The organism is Acidaminococcus massiliensis, from assembly GCF_900095825.1.
Taxonomy (GTDB): Bacteria; Bacillota; Negativicutes; order Acidaminococcales; family Acidaminococcaceae; genus Acidaminococcus; species Acidaminococcus massiliensis.
In genome coordinates this window covers 1719350-1741860 of sequence record NZ_LT608315.1, presented here as the reverse complement: position 1 = coordinate 1741860, position 22511 = coordinate 1719350, and the positions used below count along the sequence as shown (strand labels likewise).

20 protein-coding genes are annotated in these 22511 nt (G+C 55.7%); 3 read left to right on the top strand and 17 right to left on the bottom strand.

Features of this window, described 5'->3' with window-relative positions; translation table 11 throughout:
- Nucleotides 1-72: 72 nt before the first annotated feature.
- The 10 genes from BQ2657_RS08410 to BQ2657_RS08365 form a co-directional block, all read right to left on the bottom strand.
- Nucleotides 73-1080 (bottom strand): hypothetical protein, encoded by a 1008-nt coding sequence (locus BQ2657_RS08410; RefSeq protein ID WP_075580219.1) that lies wholly within the window; start codon nt 1078-1080, stop codon nt 73-75.
- A gap of 42 nt (nt 1081-1122) precedes the next feature.
- Complete coding sequence (locus BQ2657_RS08405) at nt 1123-1884, bottom strand: TPM domain-containing protein (RefSeq protein ID WP_075580218.1); 762 nt, start codon at nt 1882-1884, stop codon at nt 1123-1125.
- Nucleotides 1885-1894: 10 nt separating this feature from the next.
- On the bottom strand, nt 1895-2998 hold the full coding sequence (locus tag BQ2657_RS08400; RefSeq protein WP_075580217.1) for a TFIIB-type zinc ribbon-containing protein: 1104 nt from the start codon (nt 2996-2998) through the stop codon (nt 1895-1897).
- Nucleotides 2999-3016: 18 nt separating this feature from the next.
- On the bottom strand, nt 3017-4456 hold the full coding sequence (locus BQ2657_RS08395; protein ID WP_075580216.1) for an SPFH domain-containing protein: 1440 nt from the start codon (nt 4454-4456) through the stop codon (nt 3017-3019).
- A 427-nt stretch (nt 4457-4883) separates the two neighbouring features.
- Nucleotides 4884-6482 (bottom strand): bifunctional metallophosphatase/5'-nucleotidase, encoded by a 1599-nt coding sequence (locus tag BQ2657_RS08390; RefSeq protein WP_075580215.1) that lies wholly within the window; start codon nt 6480-6482, stop codon nt 4884-4886.
- Between the two features lie 70 nt (nt 6483-6552).
- On the bottom strand, nt 6553-7170 hold the full coding sequence (locus BQ2657_RS08385) for a response regulator transcription factor (protein ID WP_075580214.1): 618 nt from the start codon (nt 7168-7170) through the stop codon (nt 6553-6555).
- Nucleotides 7145-8449 (bottom strand): sensor histidine kinase, encoded by a 1305-nt coding sequence (locus BQ2657_RS08380; protein WP_075580213.1) that lies wholly within the window; start codon nt 8447-8449, stop codon nt 7145-7147. The genes BQ2657_RS08385 and BQ2657_RS08380 overlap by 26 nt, the downstream gene beginning before the upstream one ends.
- Entirely contained in the window at nt 8446-8781 is a 336-nt protein-coding gene (locus tag BQ2657_RS08375) for a hypothetical protein (RefSeq protein WP_143224860.1), read from the bottom strand. Before BQ2657_RS08375 ends, BQ2657_RS08380 begins: the two co-directional genes overlap by 4 nt.
- On the bottom strand, nt 8729-10033 hold the full coding sequence (locus BQ2657_RS08370) for a hypothetical protein (RefSeq protein WP_075580211.1): 1305 nt from the start codon (nt 10031-10033) through the stop codon (nt 8729-8731). The genes BQ2657_RS08375 and BQ2657_RS08370 overlap by 53 nt, the downstream gene beginning before the upstream one ends.
- A gap of 121 nt (nt 10034-10154) precedes the next feature.
- A complete protein-coding gene (locus BQ2657_RS08365) occupies nt 10155-13142 on the bottom strand; it encodes an autotransporter outer membrane beta-barrel domain-containing protein (protein ID WP_187119188.1) in 2988 nt (995 codons plus the stop codon).
- A gap of 298 nt (nt 13143-13440) precedes the next feature.
- Here BQ2657_RS08365 and BQ2657_RS08360 point away from each other — a divergent pair, with 298 nt between their 5' ends.
- Nucleotides 13441-14610 (top strand): IS110 family RNA-guided transposase, encoded by a 1170-nt coding sequence (locus BQ2657_RS08360; RefSeq protein ID WP_075580209.1) that lies wholly within the window; start codon nt 13441-13443, stop codon nt 14608-14610.
- A 69-nt stretch (nt 14611-14679) separates the two neighbouring features.
- Here the strand turns inward: BQ2657_RS08360 and BQ2657_RS08355 are convergent, their stop codons facing one another.
- Nucleotides 14680-16005, bottom strand: a complete 1326-nt coding sequence (locus BQ2657_RS08355; RefSeq protein ID WP_075580208.1) for a hypothetical protein — start codon at nt 16003-16005, stop codon at nt 14680-14682.
- Nucleotides 16006-16603: 598 nt separating this feature from the next.
- On the opposite strand from BQ2657_RS08355, the gene BQ2657_RS13130 reads away from it, so the two are divergent.
- Both BQ2657_RS13130 and BQ2657_RS08350 read left to right on the top strand, forming a co-directional pair.
- Nucleotides 16604-16909: an AMP-binding protein gene (locus BQ2657_RS13130; RefSeq protein WP_198524541.1), complete on the top strand. Its 306-nt coding sequence runs from the start codon at nt 16604-16606 to the stop codon at nt 16907-16909.
- Nucleotides 16910-16980: 71 nt separating this feature from the next.
- The gene (locus BQ2657_RS08350) at nt 16981-17964 is read left to right on the top strand and encodes a class I adenylate-forming enzyme family protein (RefSeq protein ID WP_198524540.1); all 984 of its coding nucleotides are present in this window, start codon (nt 16981-16983) and stop codon (nt 17962-17964) included.
- Between the two features lie 134 nt (nt 17965-18098).
- Here the strand turns inward: BQ2657_RS08350 and tyrS are convergent, their stop codons facing one another.
- From tyrS to BQ2657_RS08320, 6 genes are all read right to left on the bottom strand, one after another.
- Complete coding sequence (gene tyrS / locus BQ2657_RS08345) at nt 18099-19325, bottom strand: tyrosine--tRNA ligase (protein WP_075580207.1); 1227 nt, start codon at nt 19323-19325, stop codon at nt 18099-18101.
- A 103-nt stretch (nt 19326-19428) separates the two neighbouring features.
- Nucleotides 19429-19869 (bottom strand): large conductance mechanosensitive channel protein MscL, encoded by a 441-nt coding sequence (gene mscL / locus BQ2657_RS08340; protein ID WP_075580206.1) that lies wholly within the window; start codon nt 19867-19869, stop codon nt 19429-19431.
- Nucleotides 19870-19880: 11 nt separating this feature from the next.
- The gene (locus BQ2657_RS08335; protein WP_075580205.1) at nt 19881-20249 is read right to left on the bottom strand and encodes a VOC family protein; all 369 of its coding nucleotides are present in this window, start codon (nt 20247-20249) and stop codon (nt 19881-19883) included.
- A 19-nt stretch (nt 20250-20268) separates the two neighbouring features.
- Nucleotides 20269-21198: a DMT family transporter gene (locus tag BQ2657_RS08330; protein WP_075580204.1), complete on the bottom strand. Its 930-nt coding sequence runs from the start codon at nt 21196-21198 to the stop codon at nt 20269-20271.
- Between the two features lie 35 nt (nt 21199-21233).
- Entirely contained in the window at nt 21234-22145 is a 912-nt protein-coding gene (gene murB, locus BQ2657_RS08325; RefSeq protein WP_075580203.1) for a UDP-N-acetylmuramate dehydrogenase, read from the bottom strand.
- Entirely contained in the window at nt 22145-22480 is a 336-nt protein-coding gene (locus BQ2657_RS08320) for a YlbF/YmcA family competence regulator (protein ID WP_075580202.1), read from the bottom strand. The genes murB and BQ2657_RS08320 overlap by 1 nt, the downstream gene beginning before the upstream one ends.
- Nucleotides 22481-22511: the final 31 nt, after the last annotated feature.

Sequence of the window (22511 nt, the reverse complement as noted above, 5' to 3'; positions counted from 1 at the left end):
TTCAGTTCCTTTCTCTCCCATAGGGATGGATCCGGGCGGCGCAGCCGTGTCCCCGTTTCCCTGCCACACCCCCTACAGATCCATCCGGTACAGTTTGGTTTCGGACCGGTTGATCCGGCGGTAGATCAAAATGGAGTCGTTTTTCATAGGGGTCAGGATTTCCATGGTCAGTTTGGGTTCTGTCTGGGCTTTCCCCAGCAGCTTGCCGTCCTTCTTGCTGTAGATCCAGTAGATGCCGCCTTTCTGTCCCAGCACCACCCGGTGCTCGGTGATGGCAAACCCGCGGCTTTCTTCGGTGGGCGGTCCTTCAAAGGTCTGGAGCAGCTTCCCGTCTTTCAGGCTGAACTGCCGGACCACATTGTAATATCCACCCTTGTCATTCTTCAGGTACCCCATCAGGTAGAATCCATCTTTATCTGCCCATTGGCCTTTGAGGCTCAGGCCGTCCTTCTTCGCCTCCGTTCCGGAAAGCAGTTTCTTTCCTTTGGTGAGCTTCCCTTTCTCCAGGGTCCCGATCCAGTAATCCGACCCTTCGGTATAGACCACATCCTTCCCCTGATCGATGGGAACCAGGGTCATCCCTCTCAGATCCGTGGGCACCATGGCCTTTCCATCGTAATAATGCCAGTAGTCGGGGGAATTTGCCTTTATGCTGTTATAATCTCCTTTTTTGTGCCAGTCATAGACAGTCCCGTTGGATACCACCAGCCGGTACCGCCAGTTGGCCCGTCCATCCAACACCTTCAGATCACTGAGTTTCTCGTCTTTGTAACTGACGGACCGGAGTTTGGTTCGGTATGTTTTGTCCTTGTTGTCGAAGCCGAAGAAGTAGATCCGATCCCCATCCACCGCCAGTTTTTCTGTCCACAGGGTCTGGTCCTTGAAGGTGAGCCCAGTAAATTCATAGATGTTCACCGTACGGCCGTCCACTTTGAAGCTGGATGCCACCGGGGTACTGATTTTTTTCCGTTCCGGCAGGTCGGATTTGGGTTTTGCCGGTGTCCTACCGCCTCCGCAGCCGGCCAGGAACAAGCACAGGGACAGCCCTGCCAGAAGTGCTGCTTTCCAGTTCTTTTTCATGATGGACTCCTTTCCGGCCCTGCTTCAGCTGAGCCTCTGTCTTCAGAACTTTCCGCCGCCTCCTCCGTGATCCTCATCGGTACTGTCTGCCGAATGGTCGGACTCTTTGGATTTTGGCTGGCGGTGTATTGTCATATACAAGTAGTTGTCCGTGTCTTCTTCCAGCTGGAAGCTGTCCCGGTCCAGATAGACCCCGGCTTCCAGAGCCGGCAGCACATTGTTCATCTGGCCGATGAGGATCCGGCGCACCAGGAACCCGATGCCCAGGGATACCGCCGCAGCAATGGCCAAGGCCAGAGGGTTGAAGGCATCGGCCGGGTCGTAGGGCTTCCCTTCCTTCTGATAATAAGCCAGCAGTCCATCCGTCCCTTTGGCAAACTGGCCGAAGGCTTCCGGATAGTTGTTCTTTTTCAGGGCCGGCAGGAATTTTCCGCTGAGGGCCTTGATGCCGGCTTTATCCGTAATCATTTTACGCATATTGTTGTCGGTGGAAAGGTACCAATCCCGTTCCTTCATGGAAAGAAGCAGCACCATATTCCCCTTGTTGCTTTTGTCTTTGATCTTGTCCAGGATCACATTGGCGAATTGTCCGGCTTTTGCGCCGCCGGTGCTTTGCACGGTGACCACCGCCAGCCGGACCTGGTATTTTTGGCTTACCTGGTCCAGAGACTGCTGGAGAGCCTTGACTTCCTGGGGCTGCAGGAGCCCTGCCTGGTCCGAAACCAGCGCCGGGGCTGCCGACCCGGGAACCGCCATACCCACCAGGAACACCAGGAGGGCCAGGATGCGCAGGTATTTCTTCATGATGACCTCCTTACGTCAAGAACATCTTTGCCACAAAATACAGCACCGGTGTAAGGATGGCCGCTAGGGCCCCCATGTACATCAGGGATTTCTGGTTGTCATAGGGCAGGGTGCCCACCATCTTCCCAGTCTGCCCGTTCATCATAAAGGTATAGGGCTTGTCCTGATACCGGGTAGTCAGGATCCACACCGGGGCCAGGGCGTAGGCCACCTGGTCCTCGTCCTTGCGGACCACGCTGTCCTGGAGGGTCTTCCGGTCATAGCCCCTGACGGTTTCTTCCAGCACCCCCACGGCGGACCGTTCCACCCGTTCATCCGCCCGGGGTACGGAAGCTTCCGCGTCCACATCATATTTGTCCGCCAGGAAGCCGGTGAGATAAGCCGGACTGAAGGGCACCATCTGAGAGTAATCGAAGGGCTCGATGCTTTCCATGTAGGTATCATCCATTTTGCTGGATCCGTCCACCGGGATCTTGTGGAAGCTCATCCGGCCGCTGCGGATGCACTGGAACACCCGGGTTTCCGTGATGATCTCATCGCTAGTTTCCATCACATTGTCGTCTTCTCCCTTGAAGTCGGCACTGGCATGGACTGTGGAATCGAAGAGCCAGAAGGGCACGTACATGGGCTGGATATCCTCCACCCGGTTGTTGGCCGTAAAGGCCCCAGGCAGGAGCCGTTTGCCCTTGTAGAACTCCTTCAGGGCCGCCACCGCATCTTCTTTGGTCTTTTGGAAGGGGATCACATAATCCGGCTTAAGCATCCCGCCGAACCGGTTGGGCATCATGGTGGGATTCCCGCAGTAGCAGCATTCCGTGGCCAGGGTGTTTTCGTCACAGACGATTTCCGCCCCGCAGGCGGAACAGGTGAAGGCTTTCAGGATGGCGGCTTCTTCCGTGCTCCATTCCTTGCCGGCCATTTCCGTATTCCAGCGTTCTTCTTTGGCTTCCTGGGCAGCTGCCGCCCGTTCCTGCTGCCGGGCAAAGAGGGCTTCCACCTGTGCCACGTCCAGCTGGGTATCGCAGTAGGGGCAGACCACCTGGCTTGCCCCTGGCTTGAATTCCAGTGGCCCGCCGCAGTTGGGACACTTATAGGCAACAGAGGTATCGGTCATGATGGTTCACCTCCTGTTTCAGGTCTTGTCGCTGTCATCAAAGGGGTCTCCGCACTGGGGGCAGAATTTGGGAGGATGATGGGGATCCGGGGGCTGCCAGCCGCATTTATCACAGCGGTACAAAGGAGCATCCTCCGGTTTTTGGGCTCCGCAGTTCATGCAGAATTTCCCCTGGTTCACCGTGCCGCAGCCAGGGCAGGTCCATCCCTGAAGCTGGGCTTCCGGTTTGGGAGCGCCGCATTCCCCGCAGAACTTTCCGGTGTTCCCTTTATGGCCGCAGGCGCAGTCCCAGGTTCCTGCCAGGTCTGGCTTTTTGGCTCCACAGGCCATACAGAACTTCCCAGTGTTGCCCTGCTGTCCGCAGCTGCAGTCCCAGCTGTTGGGAGCCGCCGCCTTTTGGGCAAAACCAATGGGGGGACGTTCCGGTTGTACCGGCTGCTGGCTGGGCTGCTGAGCCGCCTGTCCTGCCAGGGTCTGGAACATGCCCGCCCCGGCGTTCCCTGCCATGTTCATGCCCATGAACCCGAAAGCGGCTCCGGCGTTCTGGTTTCCTGCCGCCATCCTCATGGAATCGGTAGTGGAATCCACCATGGCCCCCAGGGCCATCCGGGGATCTCTGCCAAAGGTCATGCCCATCTGGGCCTTCTGGATCTTTGCTTCGTCCTCTTCGTTGGCTTTGATGTTGCTGATCCCGAAGGAAACGATCTCGATGCCCCGGAGATCCCGCCATTTTTTGCTCAGCACTTCATTGAGGGCTTCCGCCAGTTCAAAGGTGTGGGCCATGATTTCCGTATAATCGATCCGCTGGGCGCTGAGCTGGGCAAAAGCCGGTGCCAGGGCCATGAGCAGTTCGCTTTTCATCTGGCCGTCCAGGGTTTCCCGACGGTACTCATCGAAATCGTTCCCGGCCACATGGGTGTAGAACAAAATAGGGTCGGTGATCCGGTAGCTGTATTCTCCGAAGCACCGGAGCCGGATGGTGAGCACCTGGCCGGTGGTGTCATCCTTCACCTTGAAAGGGATTTCGCTGGGGGTCCCGTACTTGTTCCCAATCAGTTCCTTGGTATTGAAATAGTACACCCGCTGGTCCTTCCCGGAATCCCCACCGAATGTGAAGCGTTTCCCCATCTGTTTGAAGATGTTCTTCACATTGTCTTTCAGGTCTCCGGTAAAGACGGAAGGTTCCGTGCTTTTATCGTAGGTGTATTCCCCCGGTTCCGCACACAGATCCACCACTTTGCCGCTTTCCACGATCATCATGCATTGGCCGTTGTTCACGGCGATCCGGGATCCGTTGCTGATGATGTTGTCGTCTCCTTCGTTGGAGCTCCGGCTTCCGGTCCGTTTCTGTCCCTTCATCATCAGGATGTCCGGTGCCATCTGGCAGTAAAAGAACTCTTTCCATTGATCGGCCAGCACGCCGCCTGCAGCGCCCATCCCCGCTTTGATCAGTCCCATAGTGTACCTCCTTTTCTCCAGTTCCAATACCTTTCTTCTAGCTCTATTGTACAGAATTTTCGGAACAAATACGCTGTACTAAAGTACAGGTTTTGGGAAAAAAAAAGGGTGTTGCACGATTATGTGCAACACCCCAGGTCTCATGAACCGCATAGGGGCTCAGTCTCGAGTCTCTAGTCTCGAGCCGAATGAAAAATTTGCAGGCAAATTTTTGAACGTATAAATCGGTACCGTAGGGGCTGCACGCCGGGCAGCCCGCCAAATCATCGATGATCTGCGCATTTTGCGGGGCGCCGGGCCTGCGCCCCCTACGGTTATACACAATAAGAAGAACCTGGCCGAAGGACAGGTTCTATCCAGTGGCCCGAGACTCATGACTTGAGACCCGAGACCTGAAGAGGAGGCTGTTGCACGTGCAACAGCCCCCTTATTTCCTATTCACCTGGATCCTCCCCTGCCCTTCCGGCTTCCGGTATGCCTCGCTGACGCCCTGTTTCTGGACGTAATCTGCCAGGATATCCACGTCGGAGAGGCCCGGTTCGGCCACCAGGGTAGCATCACGGAACATGGTGTAGCCGTTGCCGCCGTCGCTGAGGATGTAGGTGGTCCCGGCCACCAGGTAGTCTTCCGCCGGGTCAAGGGGTCTGCCCCCCAGCATCACCTGGCTCACCCGGCGTTTTCCCTGGATCCCGGCGAAATTCCCCTGGTCATCCAGCCTCACGGGAGACGGGAGGGTGGGGTCATACACAAAGGTGAGCCCGGATACCTGGAGGAACCCGCCGTTTTCTTCCGGCGCATGGGATACGCTCAGTTCCAAAGCATCCAGCAGCTGCTGGCCGGAAACGCTCCGGAGCACGGCCTGGTTCCCGAAGGGGAACAGGGTCAGCAGGGTCTTCCGGGTCCAGACCCCCTGGGGCAGGCCGGACCGGAAGGATCCCCCGTTGATCAGGGCCGCATCCGCCTTGAAATACGCCCGGAAGGCATCGGCCGCAAAATCCCCCAGATTGGTTTCCTTCTGACGCACCGCCCGCTGACCCTCCAGGGAATCCACCAAGACCACGGGAGATTCGCCCACCTTTTGGGCCAGGGCCTGGTCCACTTTGGCCAGTTCTTTCCGGACCAGTTTCTCCACTTTGGGATCCGGTTCCGGCAGATCCTGGAGCAGTTCGCCCCGGATGGTCCCATCGTCCTCGATGACCATTTTCCCCAGGGTCTGGAGCTTGGTGCCGGTCTGGGCCACCGGTACCAGTTTCCCGTTCCGGTCCGGCAGCTGCCGTTCATACTGTTCGTGGGAATGGCCGTCGATGATCCCGTCCACCCCAGTGAGATGGGCCAAGAGAGCACTGCTGCTCCACACGGGGATGGATCCGTCGCTGCCCAGGTGGGCCACCAAAATCACCGTGTCCGCCCCCTGCTTCCGAACTGCATCCACGGTTTCCTGGACTTTTTCATAGAGTTTCGTCCCCTCTTTGTCCTCACAGAACCCATAGAGGAAATGGCCTTTGCCGTCCTGGAAGAACCGGGGCGTGGAGGACACCAGGGTGCCAGGAGTGGTGACCCCGATGAGAGCCACCTTCCGCTCTTTGAATGGGAAGATCCGGTAGGGCTCCAGGACATTTTTCCCCGTATCTCGCCGGACGAAGTTACAGCTGGTGTACCCGCATTTCATTTTTTTGGCCAAGGACAGGAAATTGTCCATGCCATAGTCGAATTCGTGGTTGCCAGGGATGGCGAAATCATACCCGGCAGCATTCAGGATCCGGACCATGGCCCGGCCGTCAGTGAGCTTCCCCACTGGTTCCCCTTGGATGGCGTCCCCGGCGTCCAGGAGCAGGGTCTGGGGTTCCTGAGCCTTCTGGTGCTTCTTGAAAGCCGCCACCCGGGCCAGGGTCAGGTTCCTGTCCACCCCGCAGTGGATGTCGTTGGTATGGAGCAGCACCACACGGGCCCAGGCCTGGAGCGGCAGCAAAAAGGCAAGCAGGGACGCAGAAGCCGCCATTTGCAGGATTTTCTTTCCGTTTCTCATGATTTTCCTCACCTCCTGCCTTTAGTATACCCAGAGCAGAAGATTTCTGCACTGTACTTTAGTACAGGTTTTACTCTCTTCCCGCATATCCCTTTTCCGCCGCTTCCACGGCCAGTCCCACGATGCTTTTGTGGCCGGTTTTGCTGAGCATGTTGCTGATATGGAAACTGACGGTCCGGCGGGTCAGATGCAGCCGTTCGGCGATTTCCTGGTAGCTCAAATTCTGACAGACCAGGTGCAGGATCTGGATTTCCCGCTGGGTCAGGGTGGCGTTGTAGAATCCGAAGGTGGTCCGTTCCTGGACATCCGGGAACAGATGCTCCCCTGCCATGGTCCGGAGGATGCAGTCCACGAACTGGTCCGCGGCGCTTTCTTTGTAAATGAAGCTGTCCGCTCCGGCCTCCCGGGCCAGTTCCACAAAATGCACATCCTGGAACCCGGTCATGATAATGACTTTGATCTGGGGAAAATGCTTCCGGATCTTCCGGGTGTTCTCGATCCCGCTGGTTTTCCCTTCCATGCAGATATCCATGAGTACCACCTGGGGGTCCAGTCGGGCACAGGCCGTCTCCACCATTTCTGAAAACGGCACTTCCCCTACCACTTCCAGGTCTTCATAAGGTTCCAGCAGCCTGGCCAGCCCATTCAACAGGATTTTCTGGTCATCCACCAGCAGAATTCGGATCATGGTCCTTCCCTTCCTCCTTTTCCGCCAACAGGCGGATTTTCAGCATAAAATGAGGGGTCCCGGAAATGACCAGTGTCCCGCCCCGGCTCTCCACTTTTTCCCGGATTCCCCCAAGCCCGCCTCCTTCCAGGACGGGTCCAGTGCACCCCAGGCCATTGTCCTGGATCAGCAGGCTGTTTTCCCCCAGTACCAGGGTCACCTGGCTGGCCCGGCCGTGGCAGATGGCGTTGGTCAAGGCTTCCCGGATGATCTGCACATACAGTTCCTCTTTCCAGTCAGCCTTTGGAAGAGTTCCCCTCACGGTGACCAGCACTCCCAGCTTCCGGTACAGGGATACCAGCTCTCCCAGCCGCACCTGGGGATCCACCCGGATTTCCTGCCGCACATCGCTGAGCATCGTGGCTAAGAGAGGCATGATCCGCTGGTAATCGGCAAACTCCCGGTTGTTCAGCACCTGCTGGAGTAGGCTGATCCGCATCCCCATCAAATCATGGATCCGAGTTCGGATTTCCCGGAGGGTCTCCCGGCTTTGGATCTCCTGGACATGCTGGAGCATTTTTTTCAGTTCCGTATTCTTCTGCTGGAGCTGTCGGTTCTGGGCATCCAGGGACTGGTTCAACTGCTGGAGTTCCGTTACATCGCTGATGGTCAGCTGCCAATGGGTCTGCTGCGCAAACAAGACCGTGTCCCGCTGACACAGGAGCCAACGTCCGTCTGGCAGATGGAACAGCAGCCCCCGTCCCTGGTTTTCCCGGAACAGCCCGGGCCGCCGGACTTCCTGGAGCAAATGCCACAACACATTGCCGTTCCGAATCCCCGTCCCCAGGATGCTTTCTGTATACCGGAACAGGGCCCGGTTCATCAGCACCGGTTCCCCATTTTGCAGGGTGATCAGGACACCTTCCTCCAGGCTGTCGAGAGCTTCCTGGATGGAATACTCGGTAATCTGCTCCCGTTTTTCCCGTATGGTTTCCGGTAGGAGATCCAAAGCCCGTCTCAGGGCCAGAACGAGAAAAAGGCCTCCAAAGACCAAGAAAAAAAGATTTCTCTCTGGATTTGGCCCTGACGGCGGATCCAGCCTGATTTTTTCGATCAGGACACCTTCCAGCAGCACCAGAAGGACCAAAATCATCCCTTCCAGGAGTTTCCGGTGCGGGTTCTGGAACCGGGGCAAAGGCTGGAGGAAATACATCAGCAGACTCTGGCTCAGCAGTCCCACAAGGCCCAGCAGTATCGCAATTGTCCGGACCAGGGGTGTCAGTTTCAGCAGGTCCGTCATGGTCCGTCCCTCCTTTGGCTCCGGAGCACCAGACTGTTCCCATACTCCAGTTCCAGCCAGGAAAGTCCCAGACCATATTTTGCCTGATTCCGGACGGCAAACTCCCGGACCCAGGGATGCGGATCCCAGAGCAGGGACAGTTCCCAGCCACCCTGTTTTTCTTTGATACAGCAGATCTGGGACTGTTCTTTCTGGCGCACCGCCTCTTCCGAAGCCTCTTCCAGCAACTGGAAGAACCCCAGGGCTGTTTCCACCGGCAGCTGCCCTTCCAGACGGACATCAACCAGGGTCTTCAGCCCGGTCCGTTCCAGATACCGGCACAGTTCCCTCACGGCCAGCACCAGTTCCCGGGAAGGTAGGGAATTGTCCTCCCGGCCCCGGAGCAAGAGGACGCACTGTTTCTTCAGATAGCAGGCCAGCACGTTCAGCCGGGCCACTACCTGCCGGCCTTCCTCCCCCCGGCTTTGCCAGTTCCAGGGTCCGGGCATACCGGATGAAAAGAGGCCCCTTGCTCTGGAGGATGCCTTCCACCTCTGCATAGATTCGCTGCCGGGTCTGCTGGTTGATCCGTTCCCGGCGGATCTTTTCCCAATTCTTTCTCAGCGCATAGGCCCGCCGTAGGGTCTGGACCGTCAGTTCCAGTTTTTCCTTCTGCCTGCGCAGTTCCCCCATATCCTGGTACCACACCACCTGACCTCCGGAAATGGGCATGGTCCGCCGCTGCCAATCCCCTTCCGGAGGGACAGCCAGCTGCCGGCACTGGTACACCGTCCGCCCTTGACGGTCCAGGATATGGAGTCCCAACCGGGAATGGAGGAAGCAGTCCCGATACTGGCTGTTCCCCGGCAGCAGACGGCACCGGAGCAGGGATTCCATCCAAAGGAACCCGAAAACCGCTGTCCGCAAGACGAATTCAGTTCGAAAACAGCAGGGAACCCGCAGGATGTACCCGGCAATATATCCCCCGTAAAGCAGGAGGATGGTCAAAGGAGCCCACAGGTTCAGCAAGCTGAATTTTTCCTTCCAGGCTCTCCATGCCAGCCATCCGTTGGCCAGCAGCAGCTGGACCAGGTAACTGCCCAGGATCAGGAAATACCCGGAACCGTAGGTATATACATCCCGGTGATGGCCCGGACTGGGGAAGATCCGGAAAACCTGCTGGTGCCAGTCGTTGGTGAGAACCAGCCCAGCCAGCAGAAGGTCCAGGATCAAAAGACCTTGGAGCCAACGGGGAAGCATCCCGTCTTCCGGTCTCCGGTTGCTGGCATAGCTGATCCAGACCACCAAGAAGATCAGCAGTCCCATACAGGGATAAAAGCCGTACCACAGCAGACGATGGAGGGTATCCCAGCCCGTGACCAGGGTCAGGCGCAGGAGCCGGATGGCCAGCCAGGCCAGCCATACCCAGATGCCCCATCCCATAGCTTCCCGGGCCCCCAGCTGGAAGATCCGCCCCCGGAGGGAGCCGCCCCACAGGATCACCCCGGCCATGGCGGCCAGATACAAAGTTGGCAGAGGGACGATGGACCAGAGCTGTTCCAAGGCTTGAAAGACACCTGTCAATCCCTGCACCAGTCCTTCCATGGTCCCCACCTCCTCTGTCAAGATATGTGAAAACTGTGACTTTTTTTTCATTATACCAAAGGGGCTGCTGCAAGCGCAACAGCCCCTTTGGTCACTAGACTCTTCACTCTGCACTCTTCACTCAGAACTGATACTGTACCCCCACATTCACCTGCCACTTTTTCTGCAGATCTCCGCCGAAGCTCCGTTCCACGTCTCCGTAGAGATAAGTCCGGTGGCTGGTCCGGTAAGTGCCTCCCAGGCCCAGGGTGCACCAGGTGCCCTGGCTGTCCAGATGGGTATCCAGGCTCTCTCCGTCAGGAGCCGTGAACCGGAGGGCCCGGCTGCCTCCGAATTCGTGGAGCAGGCTCCCTTTGATGTACCAGTCAAAAGGATGGCGGGCATCCTTTCCCCGGCGGCCGGCCACGAATCCGATCCGTCCGATGGCGCTGTCGTACCCATCTGCCTGGACGGTCTTTCCCCGAAGGGTGACCGCATGATAGCTGCCCAGTTGCCCCATCTGGAACTGGGCCTGGGGTTCCACAAAATACCCGTTGTCCGAAACAGGGATGGTCCGGCCGTATTCCACACTGGCGCTGATGTCATGGCTCCGCCAGTCCGCCCGGTCCGGATAGCCCCCGTAAGTGCTTACATGGGCGTCGTCCCGGTTGTACCGGGCCACCACATCGGTGTAGCTGCCGTTGTCCCCGAACCAGGTGCCGTACAGGGCCCCGGCCAGGCTGTGGTCCTTCCCGGACCCGTAGGCATAGCTGGGGGAGGCGATGCCCCGTTCCGCCAGCACCCCGTACACGGTCTTGGGGTTGGCCGCCTGGTCATAGCCCAATTGGAAGCTGTGGTACCGGGTATCCAGGCTGTCCGCCCCGCTGAATTCCCCGTCCCGCATCCGGGCCCACAGGCCGGCGGCCCGGTCCTTTTTCTTTAAGAACCGCAGGTCCCCCATCCGCTGCCGGAGGGTATCCAGGCTTTCCCGGTACAGGCCGTACTGGCTGTCCGCTGCGGCAATGAGGGGCCGGGTGTCCCGGTTGATGGTTTTGGTCAGTTTGGTCAGATACCATTGCTGGTCATTGGCGTCCGCCACCCCCATCACATCATGGACAACCTGGCCGTTTTGGATGGTGGGAGTCACATCCCACAGGCCCCCTTCGTCCAGGGAAAGGCCGCTGAAGGAAGCCTTTTTGCTGTCATCGGTGATCAGCAGCAGATGCTTGGTCCCGGTGACTTCCTTCCCCAAAAGGAAACTTTCGTCGTGGACCTGGACCAATCCATGGGAACCGGCCGCCGCACCGGTCATATATACTTTGTCCCCGCTGGTTTCACTATCCAGGTCGGTCTTCATCCGGAAGATCCCGTCCTGGCCGCTGTACGTGCCCACATCCAGCCGCTGGTATTCCGGATTGTACTGCATGTTCACCAGGCCGCCGTTGGCATGATCCAGCCCCGTCACCTGGCTGCTGTCCGTCATGTCCCACCGGGCGCCGTTGGCCAGGGTCAGCTCCGTCACACCAGGAGCCGAAGCATCAGCGGCTGCAGCCACAGGGCCATGGACATTCTCTTTGTTGGCCTCAAATCCCTTTACCGTGGATTTTCCCCGGAACAGGGAATCCCCTGTGTTCAGGTTCAGCCGGATGGACCCTTTGTCCGCCGCTTCCAAATCTCCCAGGATCACCTTCCGGCCAGCTCCCAGGGCGCTGACGGAGCTGCCTTCACCGGTGCTGTAGATGGCATCCTGATCCTGTCCCATCTGGATGGCGGCACTGCCGGCAAAATCCACTTGACCGCCGGCCTGCGCATAGACACCAAAGGTGTTCTTGGCAGAAGCATCCACCTGCAGCAGGGCATCGTTTCCCACCTGGGTCCTTCCCTGGGCTCCGGTACTGACGATGCCATAGGCACCTCCAACATTCTCCCCGGCCAGGGTCTCTCTCAAATGGCTTCCATAACTGACCTCTGCATTCTGATTCCGGATGCCGAACAGGACAGCATTCTGTTGTTTCCCCGTATACCGGTCTTGGATATCGATGACAGCACCGTCCCCCACCTGGGCCCTAGCTCCGCTGACGGCGAACATCCCGTTCACATTGCCATTGTTTCCTTCTGCCCGGATGATGGTGGCATACCCGCTGCCCGTTTTCAGGTTGATTCCGGCAGCAGGGGCAACCGCTAGTTCATCTCCTGCAATGGTGGAAGCAGCAGAATCTTTTCCGGTTACAGTAAGGATGGCCGTATGTCCATTGCCCACGGTCAGGCTGGAATTCACTGCAGAATTCCCCACCAGAGAACCGGCAGTCCCCTCCAGAGAAAGGGATTCCACTCCTCCATCCCCCAGGGTCATTTGGGAAGTGCCATCCTGGGCATACAAGTAATTGGCATAGGCTCCGCCGGCCGTCCCATGGATCCGGATGGTGTTCCGGTGTCCATTGCCCACGGTCAGGGTGGACTGCCCCCTTACCTGGTTGGCGAATACCCGTGCAGCAACACCTTCCAGCACCAGGTCCTGGCTTCCCTGGTTCCCCAGGACCACCGTACTTTGACCATTGATTGCGGTCCCGGTCACAGCTCTCCGGCTCATATTTCCTTCCCCATAAACTTGCAGGGTCAAATGGCTCCGGTCTCCCACCGTGAGAGTGCTCTGTCCGATCACATCCCGTCCCAGGACCCCGCCTTGGGAATCCGCCACCTGGAGGGTTTCCCTGGCATCGCTGCCCATGGTGATCCGGCTCCCTTCACTGGCATTGACCAGTTCCACGCCCACAGGATTTTTGGCAATCTTTATATCACCCCGGTATCCATTTCCCACTTCAAGGGTCCCGGCATCGGAGGCATTGATTCCCCAGATTCCCTGCCCCTCAGCTGCAGCAGAGTTTTCATCGGCTGCAATGCTGAGGGAAGCATGATCCCCCAGGGTGGCTTTGGCACGGTCAACATTGATTCCCATCACCGTATCCACCGGTGAATTTTCCATCTGGAGAGCAACAGATGCATACTTCCCCAACCCAAGGGTTCCGAGACTGGAGACCCGGAGTCCATCCGCTTCCTTTACCTGGGAATTTTCCATCTGCAGGCTGATGGCAGCATTGTCTCCCGCTTCCAGGCTGGCAGAATCGAACACATTCATTCCTTCTGCTTCCCCGGCAATTTGAGAATCCTTCAGGGACACCCCTCGTATAATAGAGTTGTACCAGATATTCCCTTTTATAGTGAATTACGGTACGATTAGAATGGAGCTGTGGATCGGTTGCGCGCCCCTACCGCTTGACGGTTTTTGTAGAGTCCGACCACAGAATTCATTCAATTTGTTAATGAGTTGGATACCGCTCGACGGTTCATATCTAGCGAGGATACATTATGATGAAGTCTCTGTGGCTTTGATGCACAGCTGCCAATTCAAAAAAAGGAGGTTGATTTTTATGCTTTGTGTCGGAATTGACGTTGCAAAGCGGAAACATGACTGCTGTATCATTGACTCGGATGCATTGAAAACAGTTGAATCTTTTACATTTCCCAATTCACGGGAAGGCTTTGACATGCTCCTTTCCAAGATTTCTGAACTGGGCATTCCAAAAGATAAAATAAGAGTAGGATTGGAAGCAACCGGTCACTATTCCTCGAATCTCGCCCATTTCATCTCAGAACATGACCTTCCACTGCTCACTTTCAATCCGCTTCTCACGAATAGATACAAGCAAGGATTCAGCCTGCGTAAGACCAAGACTGATAAAGTCGATGCCTGCGCTATTGCACAGATGATTGTGTCAGGGAAAGGTTCCCAAACCTACTCTTCTTCATTGTACCATAACGAGGAAATGAAATCACTCTCTCGTTACAGATCTCAAACCATGCAGAAGTGTTCCAAGCTAAAGATATCAGTTTCCCGTCTGGTTACGATTTTATTCCCAGAGCTGGAAGGGCTGACATCTTCCATCCATCTTGCTTCAATCTATGCGCTTCTAAAAGCCTATCCTGGCCATGAACAGATTGCTCATTGCAGCATGAAGCGGCTGACGCGCCTGTTAAGTGATGCCTCACAGGGGAGATTTGACAAAAGCAAGGCTTTGGAAATCCACCAGGCAGCATGCCGTTCTATCGGTAAAGTCTCGCTTTCGGCTTCTATGGAACTCGTCCATACCATTACGGATATTGAAGTGTTGAAGCAGCATATCGTTGAAATCGATGAGAAGCTTAAGGAAATGGTGGACCAGGAAGAATCTTCGATTATTGACATACCAGGGATCGGTTATACCCTTTGTGCCAGCATTCTGGGCGAAGTTGGTGATTTCAAGCGTTTTCCGGATGTCGACAAGCTCCTGGCTTACGCAGGGATGTCACCTTCCAAACATGACTCTGGAGACTACCATTCGAAGCATAACAAGATGGAAAAAAGAGGATCCCCCTATCTGCGAAAGACACTGTACCTTGCCGCCCGCCTGGTTGCACAGAACGTACCGAGATTCAAAGAATACCTTGAAAAGAAACTGTCAGAACACAAGCCTTACAAAATCGCTTTGTCCCATGTAGCCAAGAAACTGATCCGATTGATTTACCGGCTGGGTATTAGTGGCTGCCCTTATTTAGCCTGATTTTTTTAAGCCCACAAGAGGGGGCTTGGGTAAGTGCGCCCTTTTGCCAAGATCCATAGCAACTGAAATTTATTTTAAAATTGGCTTGACTTTATATAGTTGGTCTACCTCAGCCTGGTTATCCAGCCGAAGTGCGGCTCCATCCACCACCTGATAGCCCATTATCCCTTTTTCCAGGGTGCCCCGGGACAGATCCAGCTGCACCCGGCTGTTCTTTCCGATAGCCAGGGAGGTTCCCTGGGACAGGTCCGATTCGCTGTCCAAGCCATTGACCTTTACCCCCTGGACCCGGTTCACAGCCCCATCAGAAAAGGTCACCGTATCCCTGAAATCATCGCCGATGGTTCCCTGGGAAGTCCATACCACCATACCAGAAGCCACACTGTCCGTTCCATCTCCCATTTTCCCGCTTCCGGTCATTTGGGTGTTGATCGTCAGCCGGTCTCCAAAGGAAAAATCCGTCTGATCCAGAAAAGCTCCATGGACCTGGATGGTGGACTGATTGCTGCGGCTGCTGGTCAGGGTCGCATTCAGGGTGGTGTCGTCCCCTGCTTCCACCCGCTGCCGGGCGATCCCCTGTTCCGGTTCATCATAGGGATGGTCATGGCTGCTGTAAATGGCATCGATCTGGGCATCTGTCGTAGAATCGTCAGCCACAGCAGAAACGGTAAAGGTATTCTGGTTCCCCAGCTTTATTTTTCCATAAAACATGGCATCCACAGCCATAGCGTACATTTGGGCAGCCGGTCCGGAGGTTACGGAAATGTTCAGGCCGTCGCCTGCTTCCATATGGGCAAAATGGGATTCCAACCCGGCCAAATCGAGGAATTTTCCCTGTACGGGATTGCTCACCAGGGTCAGGGTGGTATCCTTTCCCACGATTCCGTAGGCATCTGCTATCCGGCCGTTTTTCTCATAGGCGGCATTGACTTTCGCAGTCTTTTCCAGGGTAATGTTTCCCTGGCTGTCATAGGAGTCCTCCACCCCGGTAAGATAAATGCCATCTGCGTTGAAATTCCTGCCAGCTGCCGTAGTGGATACCTGGAGGCCGTCGGCAAACTGCACCGTTCCCGTATAATCCCCATGGATGTACACCCCATTGGCTTCCATGATTTCTTCGTCAGCCGGTTGGGTAAAATCCCCCACGATCCGGCCCGATCCCACCTGGATGACCCCACCGGTGCCACTGGCAGATGCCGGGATATCCAGAGCTGCATCATGGAGGCCATCGGTTACCGTCACATTGAAATCATCCGTTACGGCCTGATTTTTCCCGGTGACCGTCAAAGGCAGTGTCCGTTCCGCCCCATACACAGACGGGCACAGGGTTCCTCCGGCCAGCAGGGTCCCAAGCACCCCCAGCACCAGATGATGGTTCATAAGATTCTTTTTCATGCAAAAACTTCCTTTCTCCACTACCGGCAAAACCTCCAAGCACAAAAAAGAAGCCTAAAGCGGCTTCTTTTTGCAGATTCTATAAGAAATAGTATGGGAGTCTACTTGTACAGATTGATGCATTGGAAGAATATCGTCCTACTGCACAAAATATTATAAAGCAATTTTATTTATATTGCAACGAAATATAATGATTATTATTCTATTTGTATTGTGTTTTCATTATATAAAACAGATGTTGAAAAGACAGTTTACCGTTGGAAAAGGATCGAGATGTAAAAAAGAAAAAGAATGATGCATCACTTTTGTTTATATTGTTCCGTTTTCTTACAATAAAGGCTCCACGTCCTGCGGCGTGAGATGATGGATGCCAGCCCAGCCGGTCCGGATAGCCTCCGTAGGTGCTTACATGGGCGTCGTCCCGGTTGTACCGGGCCACTACATCGGTGTAGCTGCCGTTGTCCCCGAACCAGGCTTCCTTGGTAAAAAATCAAAATGGAATGCCGAGATGGACAGGCTGCTCTTCGCTCTCCACTCTTCCCTATTCCCCCATTTCACGGTACAATAGAAGGTGAAATCTAACAAAGGAGCTTTTTCCATGCTTGTCCACGAACTTTTGTCTTTTGGAAATCCAGACCGCCTGGCCGTCTGCGACCAGGGCCGTTCTTATACCTACCGGGAACTCCGGGACCTGGTCCGGCGCTGCCGGAATGCTCTCTATGTCCAAGGAGTCCGACAGCAGACCCCGGTGGCCCTGTTTTCCCGGAAAACCGTCCATTACATTGTGGCTTATCTGGCCATTGCTTCCCTGGGGGCCATTGCCGTGCCGGTGAACAGCCAGCTGAGCCAGCGGGAGGTGGGATACATCCTCCGGGATTCCGGCACCCGTCTCCTGTCCTGCTGACTGGAAGGTCTTTTGACTGGAAGGCCCAGCCGGCCACAGCGGACCTGGACGGAAAAATCCTGCAGCTGCCGATGGATGGATATCTGCAGGAAGAGGTGCCCGAGGCTCCGGCCCTGCCCCCCTCCTTTACAGACCGGGAACCCTTTGTGATCATCTATACTTCCGGCACCACCGGTGCTCCCAAAGGAGCCCTGCTTTCCCATGGCAATGTGACCTGCAATGCCCGTCAGGTCCAGGATGTGCTCCACATCACGGCAGAAGACCGGGTCCTGGGAGTCCTGCCCCTGTACCACTGCTTCTGCCTGATCACCGCCCTGATGAATCCTCTGCTGGCTGGAGCTTCCATTTTTCTCTACGACAGTGTGAATTTGAAAGACATCGTCCACTTTATCCGGCAGCAGCGGCTTACGGTCCTGTATCTGGTCCCTTCCCTCTGTTCCCTGCTGATCCGCCGGGGAAGCCCGGAAGACCTGGCTGCCGTCCGATATACCATCCTGGGCGGCACGGCCATGCCCCTTTCCGTCCTGGAAGCTTTTGAAGCCAAGTACCACCAGCCCATCATCGAAGGATACGGCCTTTCCGAGGCCTCTCCGGTGGTTTCGGTCAATCCTCCTGAACGGGTGAAAAAAGGTTCCATCGGCCTGCCCCTGCCGGGAATCCAAGTGAAAATCGCAAATCCGGATGGCCGGGCCGTCCCCCAAGGAGGCCAAGGAGAGCTGCTGGTGAAGGGGGACAATGTGATGCTGGGCTATTGGCACCGGCCGGAGGCCACTGCGGCCACCATCGTGGACGGCTGGCTCCATACCGGAGATATAGCCAGGGAAGATCGAGACGGATACCTGCAGATCGTGGACCGGCTGAAGGAAATGATCATCAGCATGGGGGAAAACATCTATCCCCGTGAAATCGAAGAACTGGTCTATGCCTATCCGGGCATCGAGGAAGCCGCAGTGATCGGCATCCCGGACAAGCTCCGGGGTCAGACCGGATGCTGCTGCTACACAGTCCGGGAAGGAGAAACGGTAGACCCCAAAGCCCTGAAGAAATACCTCTAGCAGAACCTGGCCATCTACAAAGTACCCCGGGTGTTCCGCCAGCTGGAAACCATGCCCCACCTGGCCACCGGGAAAATCGCAAAAAAGGAACTGAGATGAAAAAGGGGCTGTTGCGCTGCAACAGCCCCTTTTGATTATTCCCTTACCAACCGATAGTACTTTTTCTTCCCTTTCCGGAGCAGCAGACTTTCTTTGCCGTCGAAGAGGGTGTCGTCCACCAGAGTATCCACGTCGGTGATTTTGGCATCTTCGAGGGTCAGGCCGTTCTGCTGCATCAGCCGGCGGCCTTCGCTCTTGGTGGCGATGACCTTGTTTTCTGCCAAGAGATCCAGGAGACGGCAGCCCCATTCCTCCTTCCGGACGGTGATGGTGGGCACATTGTCCATATCGCTGCCGGAACCGAACAGAGCTTCCGTGGCGTTCTTGGCCTTTTCCGCTTCTGCTTCTCCGTGGACGATCTTGGTCACTTCGTAAGCCAGCACTTTCTTGGCTTCGTTGATTTCCGCACCCTGGAGGGCTCCCAGACGCCGTACTTCTTCCATGGGCAGGAAAGTCAGGAGGGCCAAGCATTTTTCCACGTCCGCGTCATCGATGTTCCGCCAGTACTGGTAGAAATCGTAGGGAGAGAATTTCTCCGGATCCAGCCATACGGCCCCGCCTACGGTCTTGCCCATTTTCTGGCCCTGGCTGTTGGTCAAAAGGGTATTGGTCATGCAGTAAGCCGGCTGCCGATCCTTCCGGCGGATCAGTTCCACACCGGCAATCATGTTGGACCACTGGTCGTCTCCACCCAGTTCCATGACACAGTTGTATTTCTTATGGAGGGTGTAGAAGTCATAGGCCTGCATGATCATATAGTTCATTTCGAAGAAAGTGAGCCCATTGTCGCTGGCCAGACGGCTCTTGTAGCAGTCCGCAGCCAGCATCCGGTTCACGGAGAAATGGACCCCTACGCTCCGGAGCATGTCCACATAGTTCAGCTTCAGCAGCCAGTCGGCGTTGTTGGCCACAATGGCCTTTCCTTCAGACAGGTCGATGAACCGGCCGATCTGTTTCTTGAAACATTCGATATTATGGCTGATGAATTCCGGGGTGAGCATCTTCCGCATTTCGTTCTTGCCGCTGGGATCTCCCACCATGCCGGTGCCGCCGCCCAAGAGGATGATGGGACGGTGGCCGGCCCGCTGCATATGAGCCATGACCATGAGGGCGATGAAGTGGCCTACATGGAGGCTGTCTGCGGTGGGATCGAAGCCGATATAGAAAGTGATCTTTTCCTTTCCCAGCAGTTCTCTGATTTCATCTGGGTGGGACATCTGTTTCAGGTAGCCCCGCTCTTCCAGTACATCCAATACGTTCATGAACTTCCTCCTACTTCATTGGATTTCTGCCATGGACAGGGGGCTGCCGCAAAAACGACAGCCCCACTGTCCTGACTTCATTCAGTTGTCTTTTCCACGCAAGTCATTTCTTCGGAATTTCCGAAGTACAGTGGGGGCATCGGGTGGCTGCCGGATCCACTGGCATTTTGCAGAACGGGCACAGAGTGGGTTCTGCTTTGGGTTCTTCTTTCTTGAAACGGTTCAGGAGAGAAATCAGGCAGAAAATCACAAAAGCCATGATGATGAAATCGATGACATTGGTGATGAAACTGCCATAAGCGATTACCGGCAGATTGGCTGCCTTGGCTTCTGCCAGGCTGCTGACTTTCTTGCTGGACAGGTTGATGAACAGGTCGGTGAAATCTACCCCGCCGATGAGGATCCCCAAAGGCGGCATGATCAGGTCATTGACAGCCGAAGATACAATCTTTCCAAAAGCACCCCCGATGATGACACCGACGGCCATATCCACCACGTTGCCCCGGAGAGCAAAGTCCTTGAATTCCTTGAAAAAGCTTCCCATGTTGTCTCTCCTTATCTCTTTTTCGATGGCAGGATTTCCAGCCAGTAGTTGTCAGGATCCGTAATGAAATAAATCCCCATTGCCGGATTTTCGAAGCAGATGCAGCCCATCTTCTGGTGTTTCTCATGGGCTGCAGCAAAATCATCGGTCTCAAAAGCCAGATGGAATTCGTTGTCTCCCAGATTGTAGGGCTCCTTCCGATCTTTCAGCCAGGTCAGCTCCAGCAGATGGCTGGTCTGATGGTCTCCCAGATACACGATGGTGAAATCCGGGTTTTCGATCCGCCGGGTTTCTTCCAGGCCCAGGGCTTCTTTATAGAAAGCCAGGGATCTCTGGAGGTCCAGCACATTGAAATTGTTGTGGACGAATTTGAATTGCATTACAGGTTTCCTTTCTCTGTCAAGATGCCTTCTTCCGTTTGGAAATAATGGAAAGGCAGGATCCAAAAAGGATCAGGGCAATCCCCACCACCATGTTGACCGTAATGGGTTCATCGATGACCAGCCAGGCCATGAAGGCCGTCAGGATCGGTTTGATATAAAAGGCCAGAGAGGCCGTAGCTGGATCCGTATATTCCATGGCCAGGAAATAACTGGCATAGCCCAGTCCCGTAACGCCCACTGCAATGTAAGCCAGGGGCGGGATATGAGCCACTGTCAGTCCGCCAAGGATGGGGATATCCGTGAACACCTTGAGGCCGGTGTCCAGCATCAAGCTGCGCACAGGGGCCAGGGTGGAAAGGCCGATGAGCACCAGCATTTCCAGGGACCCGCACACAAAACTCAGGCTGGTCATGGCAATCCCCCCGTACCGCTGGGCATGTTTCCGTCCGGCGATCCCATAGAGGGCAAAAGTCATGGCAGAGAGCAGGATCAGGATCACGCTGAGCTGGCTGCCGGTCATATTGGCCGGATCCACGATGCAGATGATCCCGGCGAAACTGGCCATCAGGGAAAAGATGGTCAGTTTGTCAATGGGTTCACCCAAGAGGAAATAGGCAAACAGGACCACAAAGACCGGGTTGCAGCTGAAGATGACCCCGTTCACGGAAGCTTTCCCGTAGACAATGGCCATCTGGTAGAGGATCATGCTGACCACCACCCCCAGGAACCCAGAGAACAGGAAGAACTTCAGGTCCTGGCCATTCAGCTTCACATTTTTCTTCTTCAGGGCACTGAAGGCCATGGGCATCAGCACCAAACCCCCGATCAAAAACCGAAGGAACGTGATCTGGATGGGATGGAACATATTCCCGAAAAACTTCAGGGCCGTTTCCATAGTCCCAAACAGAAAAGCCGTCACAAGGACGAATATATATCCCTTATTCATATGATCCAACAGACTCCTTCCAGGATAAGATCCTCTTATTCTTCTCCGATGATCCGGACTTCCGGTTCCAGCCAGACCCCGCTGGCCACATGGACCCGTTCCTTCACATCTTCCATCAGCTGTAAGATTTCTGCAGCTGTGGCATGGCCCCGGTTCACCACGAAACCCGTGTGTTTTTCCGATACCTGAGCATCCCCGACCCGATAGCCCCGAAGGCCAGCCTGGTCGATGAGCGCCGCTGCAAAATATCCTGGAGGTCTCTTGAAAGTGCTTCCCGCGCTGGGGAAATTCAACGGTTGTTTCTCTACCCGTTTCCGGGTCAGTTCAGTGATGCGTTCTCGGATGGCATCCGGGTCATCCCGGGTCAGTTCCAGGTCCGCCGCAAGGATGATGTCGCCGCTGTCCATCACGGCCGAGTGGCGGTACCGGAAATCCATAGCTTCCCGGTCCAGCAGCCGGACATTGCCTTCTCGGCTGACCACTTTGACCTGACGGACCAGATTGCCGATTTCTCCCCCATAGGCTCCCGCATTCATGAGTACAGCCCCACCCAGGCTGCCGGGGATGCCGGAAGCAAATTCCAGTCCGGCCAGTCCTCCTTCTGCGGCAGCCGAAGCCAGGCGAGAAAGCAGGACCCCGGCTTCCACCTTGATGGTGCAGCCGTCCACAGTAAGGCCCTTCAGGGCATTGCCCAGTTTCAGGACAATTCCCCGGACCCCCTTATCCAGCACCAGCAGATTGGAACCGTTGCCGATGACTGTAAGAGGGACACTCTGCCGGTGGACTTCCCGGAGCAGGCAGCATACCTCTTCCTGGGTCTCGGGGACCGCCAGAAGATCGGCGGGCCCTCCCACCCGGAAGGTGGTGTACCGATCCATGGGAGCATTGATCTGGTATTTTCCCGGAAGCTCTTCTTCCAGGAAAGAAAGCAGTGCGGATATACCCATTATTCCATTGCTTCCTTCAGAGTATCTCCCAGTGTCTTGGACAGGTCGCCGATCATCATCTGGAACCGGATGTAGGCCTGGATGTAGTCTGCGGCCACCGGGTTCAGCTGCAGCACATTGTACAGGTCCTGCATCTTTTTCACCTTGGCATCATCGGGTTTCTGACCCTGGTACTGCTGGAGTTCGATTTCCTGTTTTTGTTTCAGGAAATCCTTTACCATGGATTCTGCCGAAGCATCTCCAGACAGTTTGCCTTTGGCTTCTGCCAGCATTTTATATTCATGGGATTCTTTGATGGCTTTGCAAAGATTGTTCATTTCATCATAAACGTTCATGGTCTGAACCTCCTAAAAATAGATTCATATC

Coding starts and splice junctions, on each gene's coding strand:
- BQ2657_RS08410 (WP_075580219.1), bottom strand. CDS start 1,080: ATGAAAAAGAACTGGAAAGCAGCACTTCTGGCAGGGCTGTCCCTGTGC.
- BQ2657_RS08405 (WP_075580218.1), bottom strand. CDS start 1,884: ATGAAGAAATACCTGCGCATCCTGGCCCTCCTGGTGTTCCTGGTGGGT.
- BQ2657_RS08400 (WP_075580217.1), bottom strand. CDS start 2,998: ATGACCGATACCTCTGTTGCCTATAAGTGTCCCAACTGCGGCGGGCCA.
- BQ2657_RS08395 (WP_075580216.1), bottom strand. CDS start 4,456: ATGGGACTGATCAAAGCGGGGATGGGCGCTGCAGGCGGCGTGCTGGCC.
- BQ2657_RS08390 (WP_075580215.1), bottom strand. CDS start 6,482: ATGAGAAACGGAAAGAAAATCCTGCAAATGGCGGCTTCTGCGTCCCTG.
- BQ2657_RS08385 (WP_075580214.1), bottom strand. CDS start 7,170: ATGATCCGAATTCTGCTGGTGGATGACCAGAAAATCCTGTTGAATGGG.
- BQ2657_RS08380 (WP_075580213.1), bottom strand. CDS start 8,449: ATGACGGACCTGCTGAAACTGACACCCCTGGTCCGGACAATTGCGATA.
- BQ2657_RS08370 (WP_075580211.1), bottom strand. CDS start 10,033: ATGGAAGGACTGGTGCAGGGATTGACAGGTGTCTTTCAAGCCTTGGAA.
- BQ2657_RS08360 (WP_075580209.1), top strand. CDS start 13,441: ATGCTTTGTGTCGGAATTGACGTTGCAAAGCGGAAACATGACTGCTGT.
- BQ2657_RS08355 (WP_075580208.1), bottom strand. CDS start 16,005: ATGAAAAAGAATCTTATGAACCATCATCTGGTGCTGGGGGTGCTTGGG.
- BQ2657_RS13130 (WP_198524541.1), top strand. CDS start 16,604: ATGCTTGTCCACGAACTTTTGTCTTTTGGAAATCCAGACCGCCTGGCC.
- BQ2657_RS08350 (WP_198524540.1), top strand. CDS start 16,981: ATGGATGGATATCTGCAGGAAGAGGTGCCCGAGGCTCCGGCCCTGCCC.
- tyrS (WP_075580207.1), bottom strand. CDS start 19,325: ATGAACGTATTGGATGTACTGGAAGAGCGGGGCTACCTGAAACAGATG.
- mscL (WP_075580206.1), bottom strand. CDS start 19,869: ATGGGAAGCTTTTTCAAGGAATTCAAGGACTTTGCTCTCCGGGGCAAC.
- BQ2657_RS08335 (WP_075580205.1), bottom strand. CDS start 20,249: ATGCAATTCAAATTCGTCCACAACAATTTCAATGTGCTGGACCTCCAG.
- BQ2657_RS08330 (WP_075580204.1), bottom strand. CDS start 21,198: ATGAATAAGGGATATATATTCGTCCTTGTGACGGCTTTTCTGTTTGGG.
- murB (WP_075580203.1), bottom strand. CDS start 22,145: ATGGGTATATCCGCACTGCTTTCTTTCCTGGAAGAAGAGCTTCCGGGA.
- BQ2657_RS08320 (WP_075580202.1), bottom strand. CDS start 22,480: ATGAACGTTTATGATGAAATGAACAATCTTTGCAAAGCCATCAAAGAA.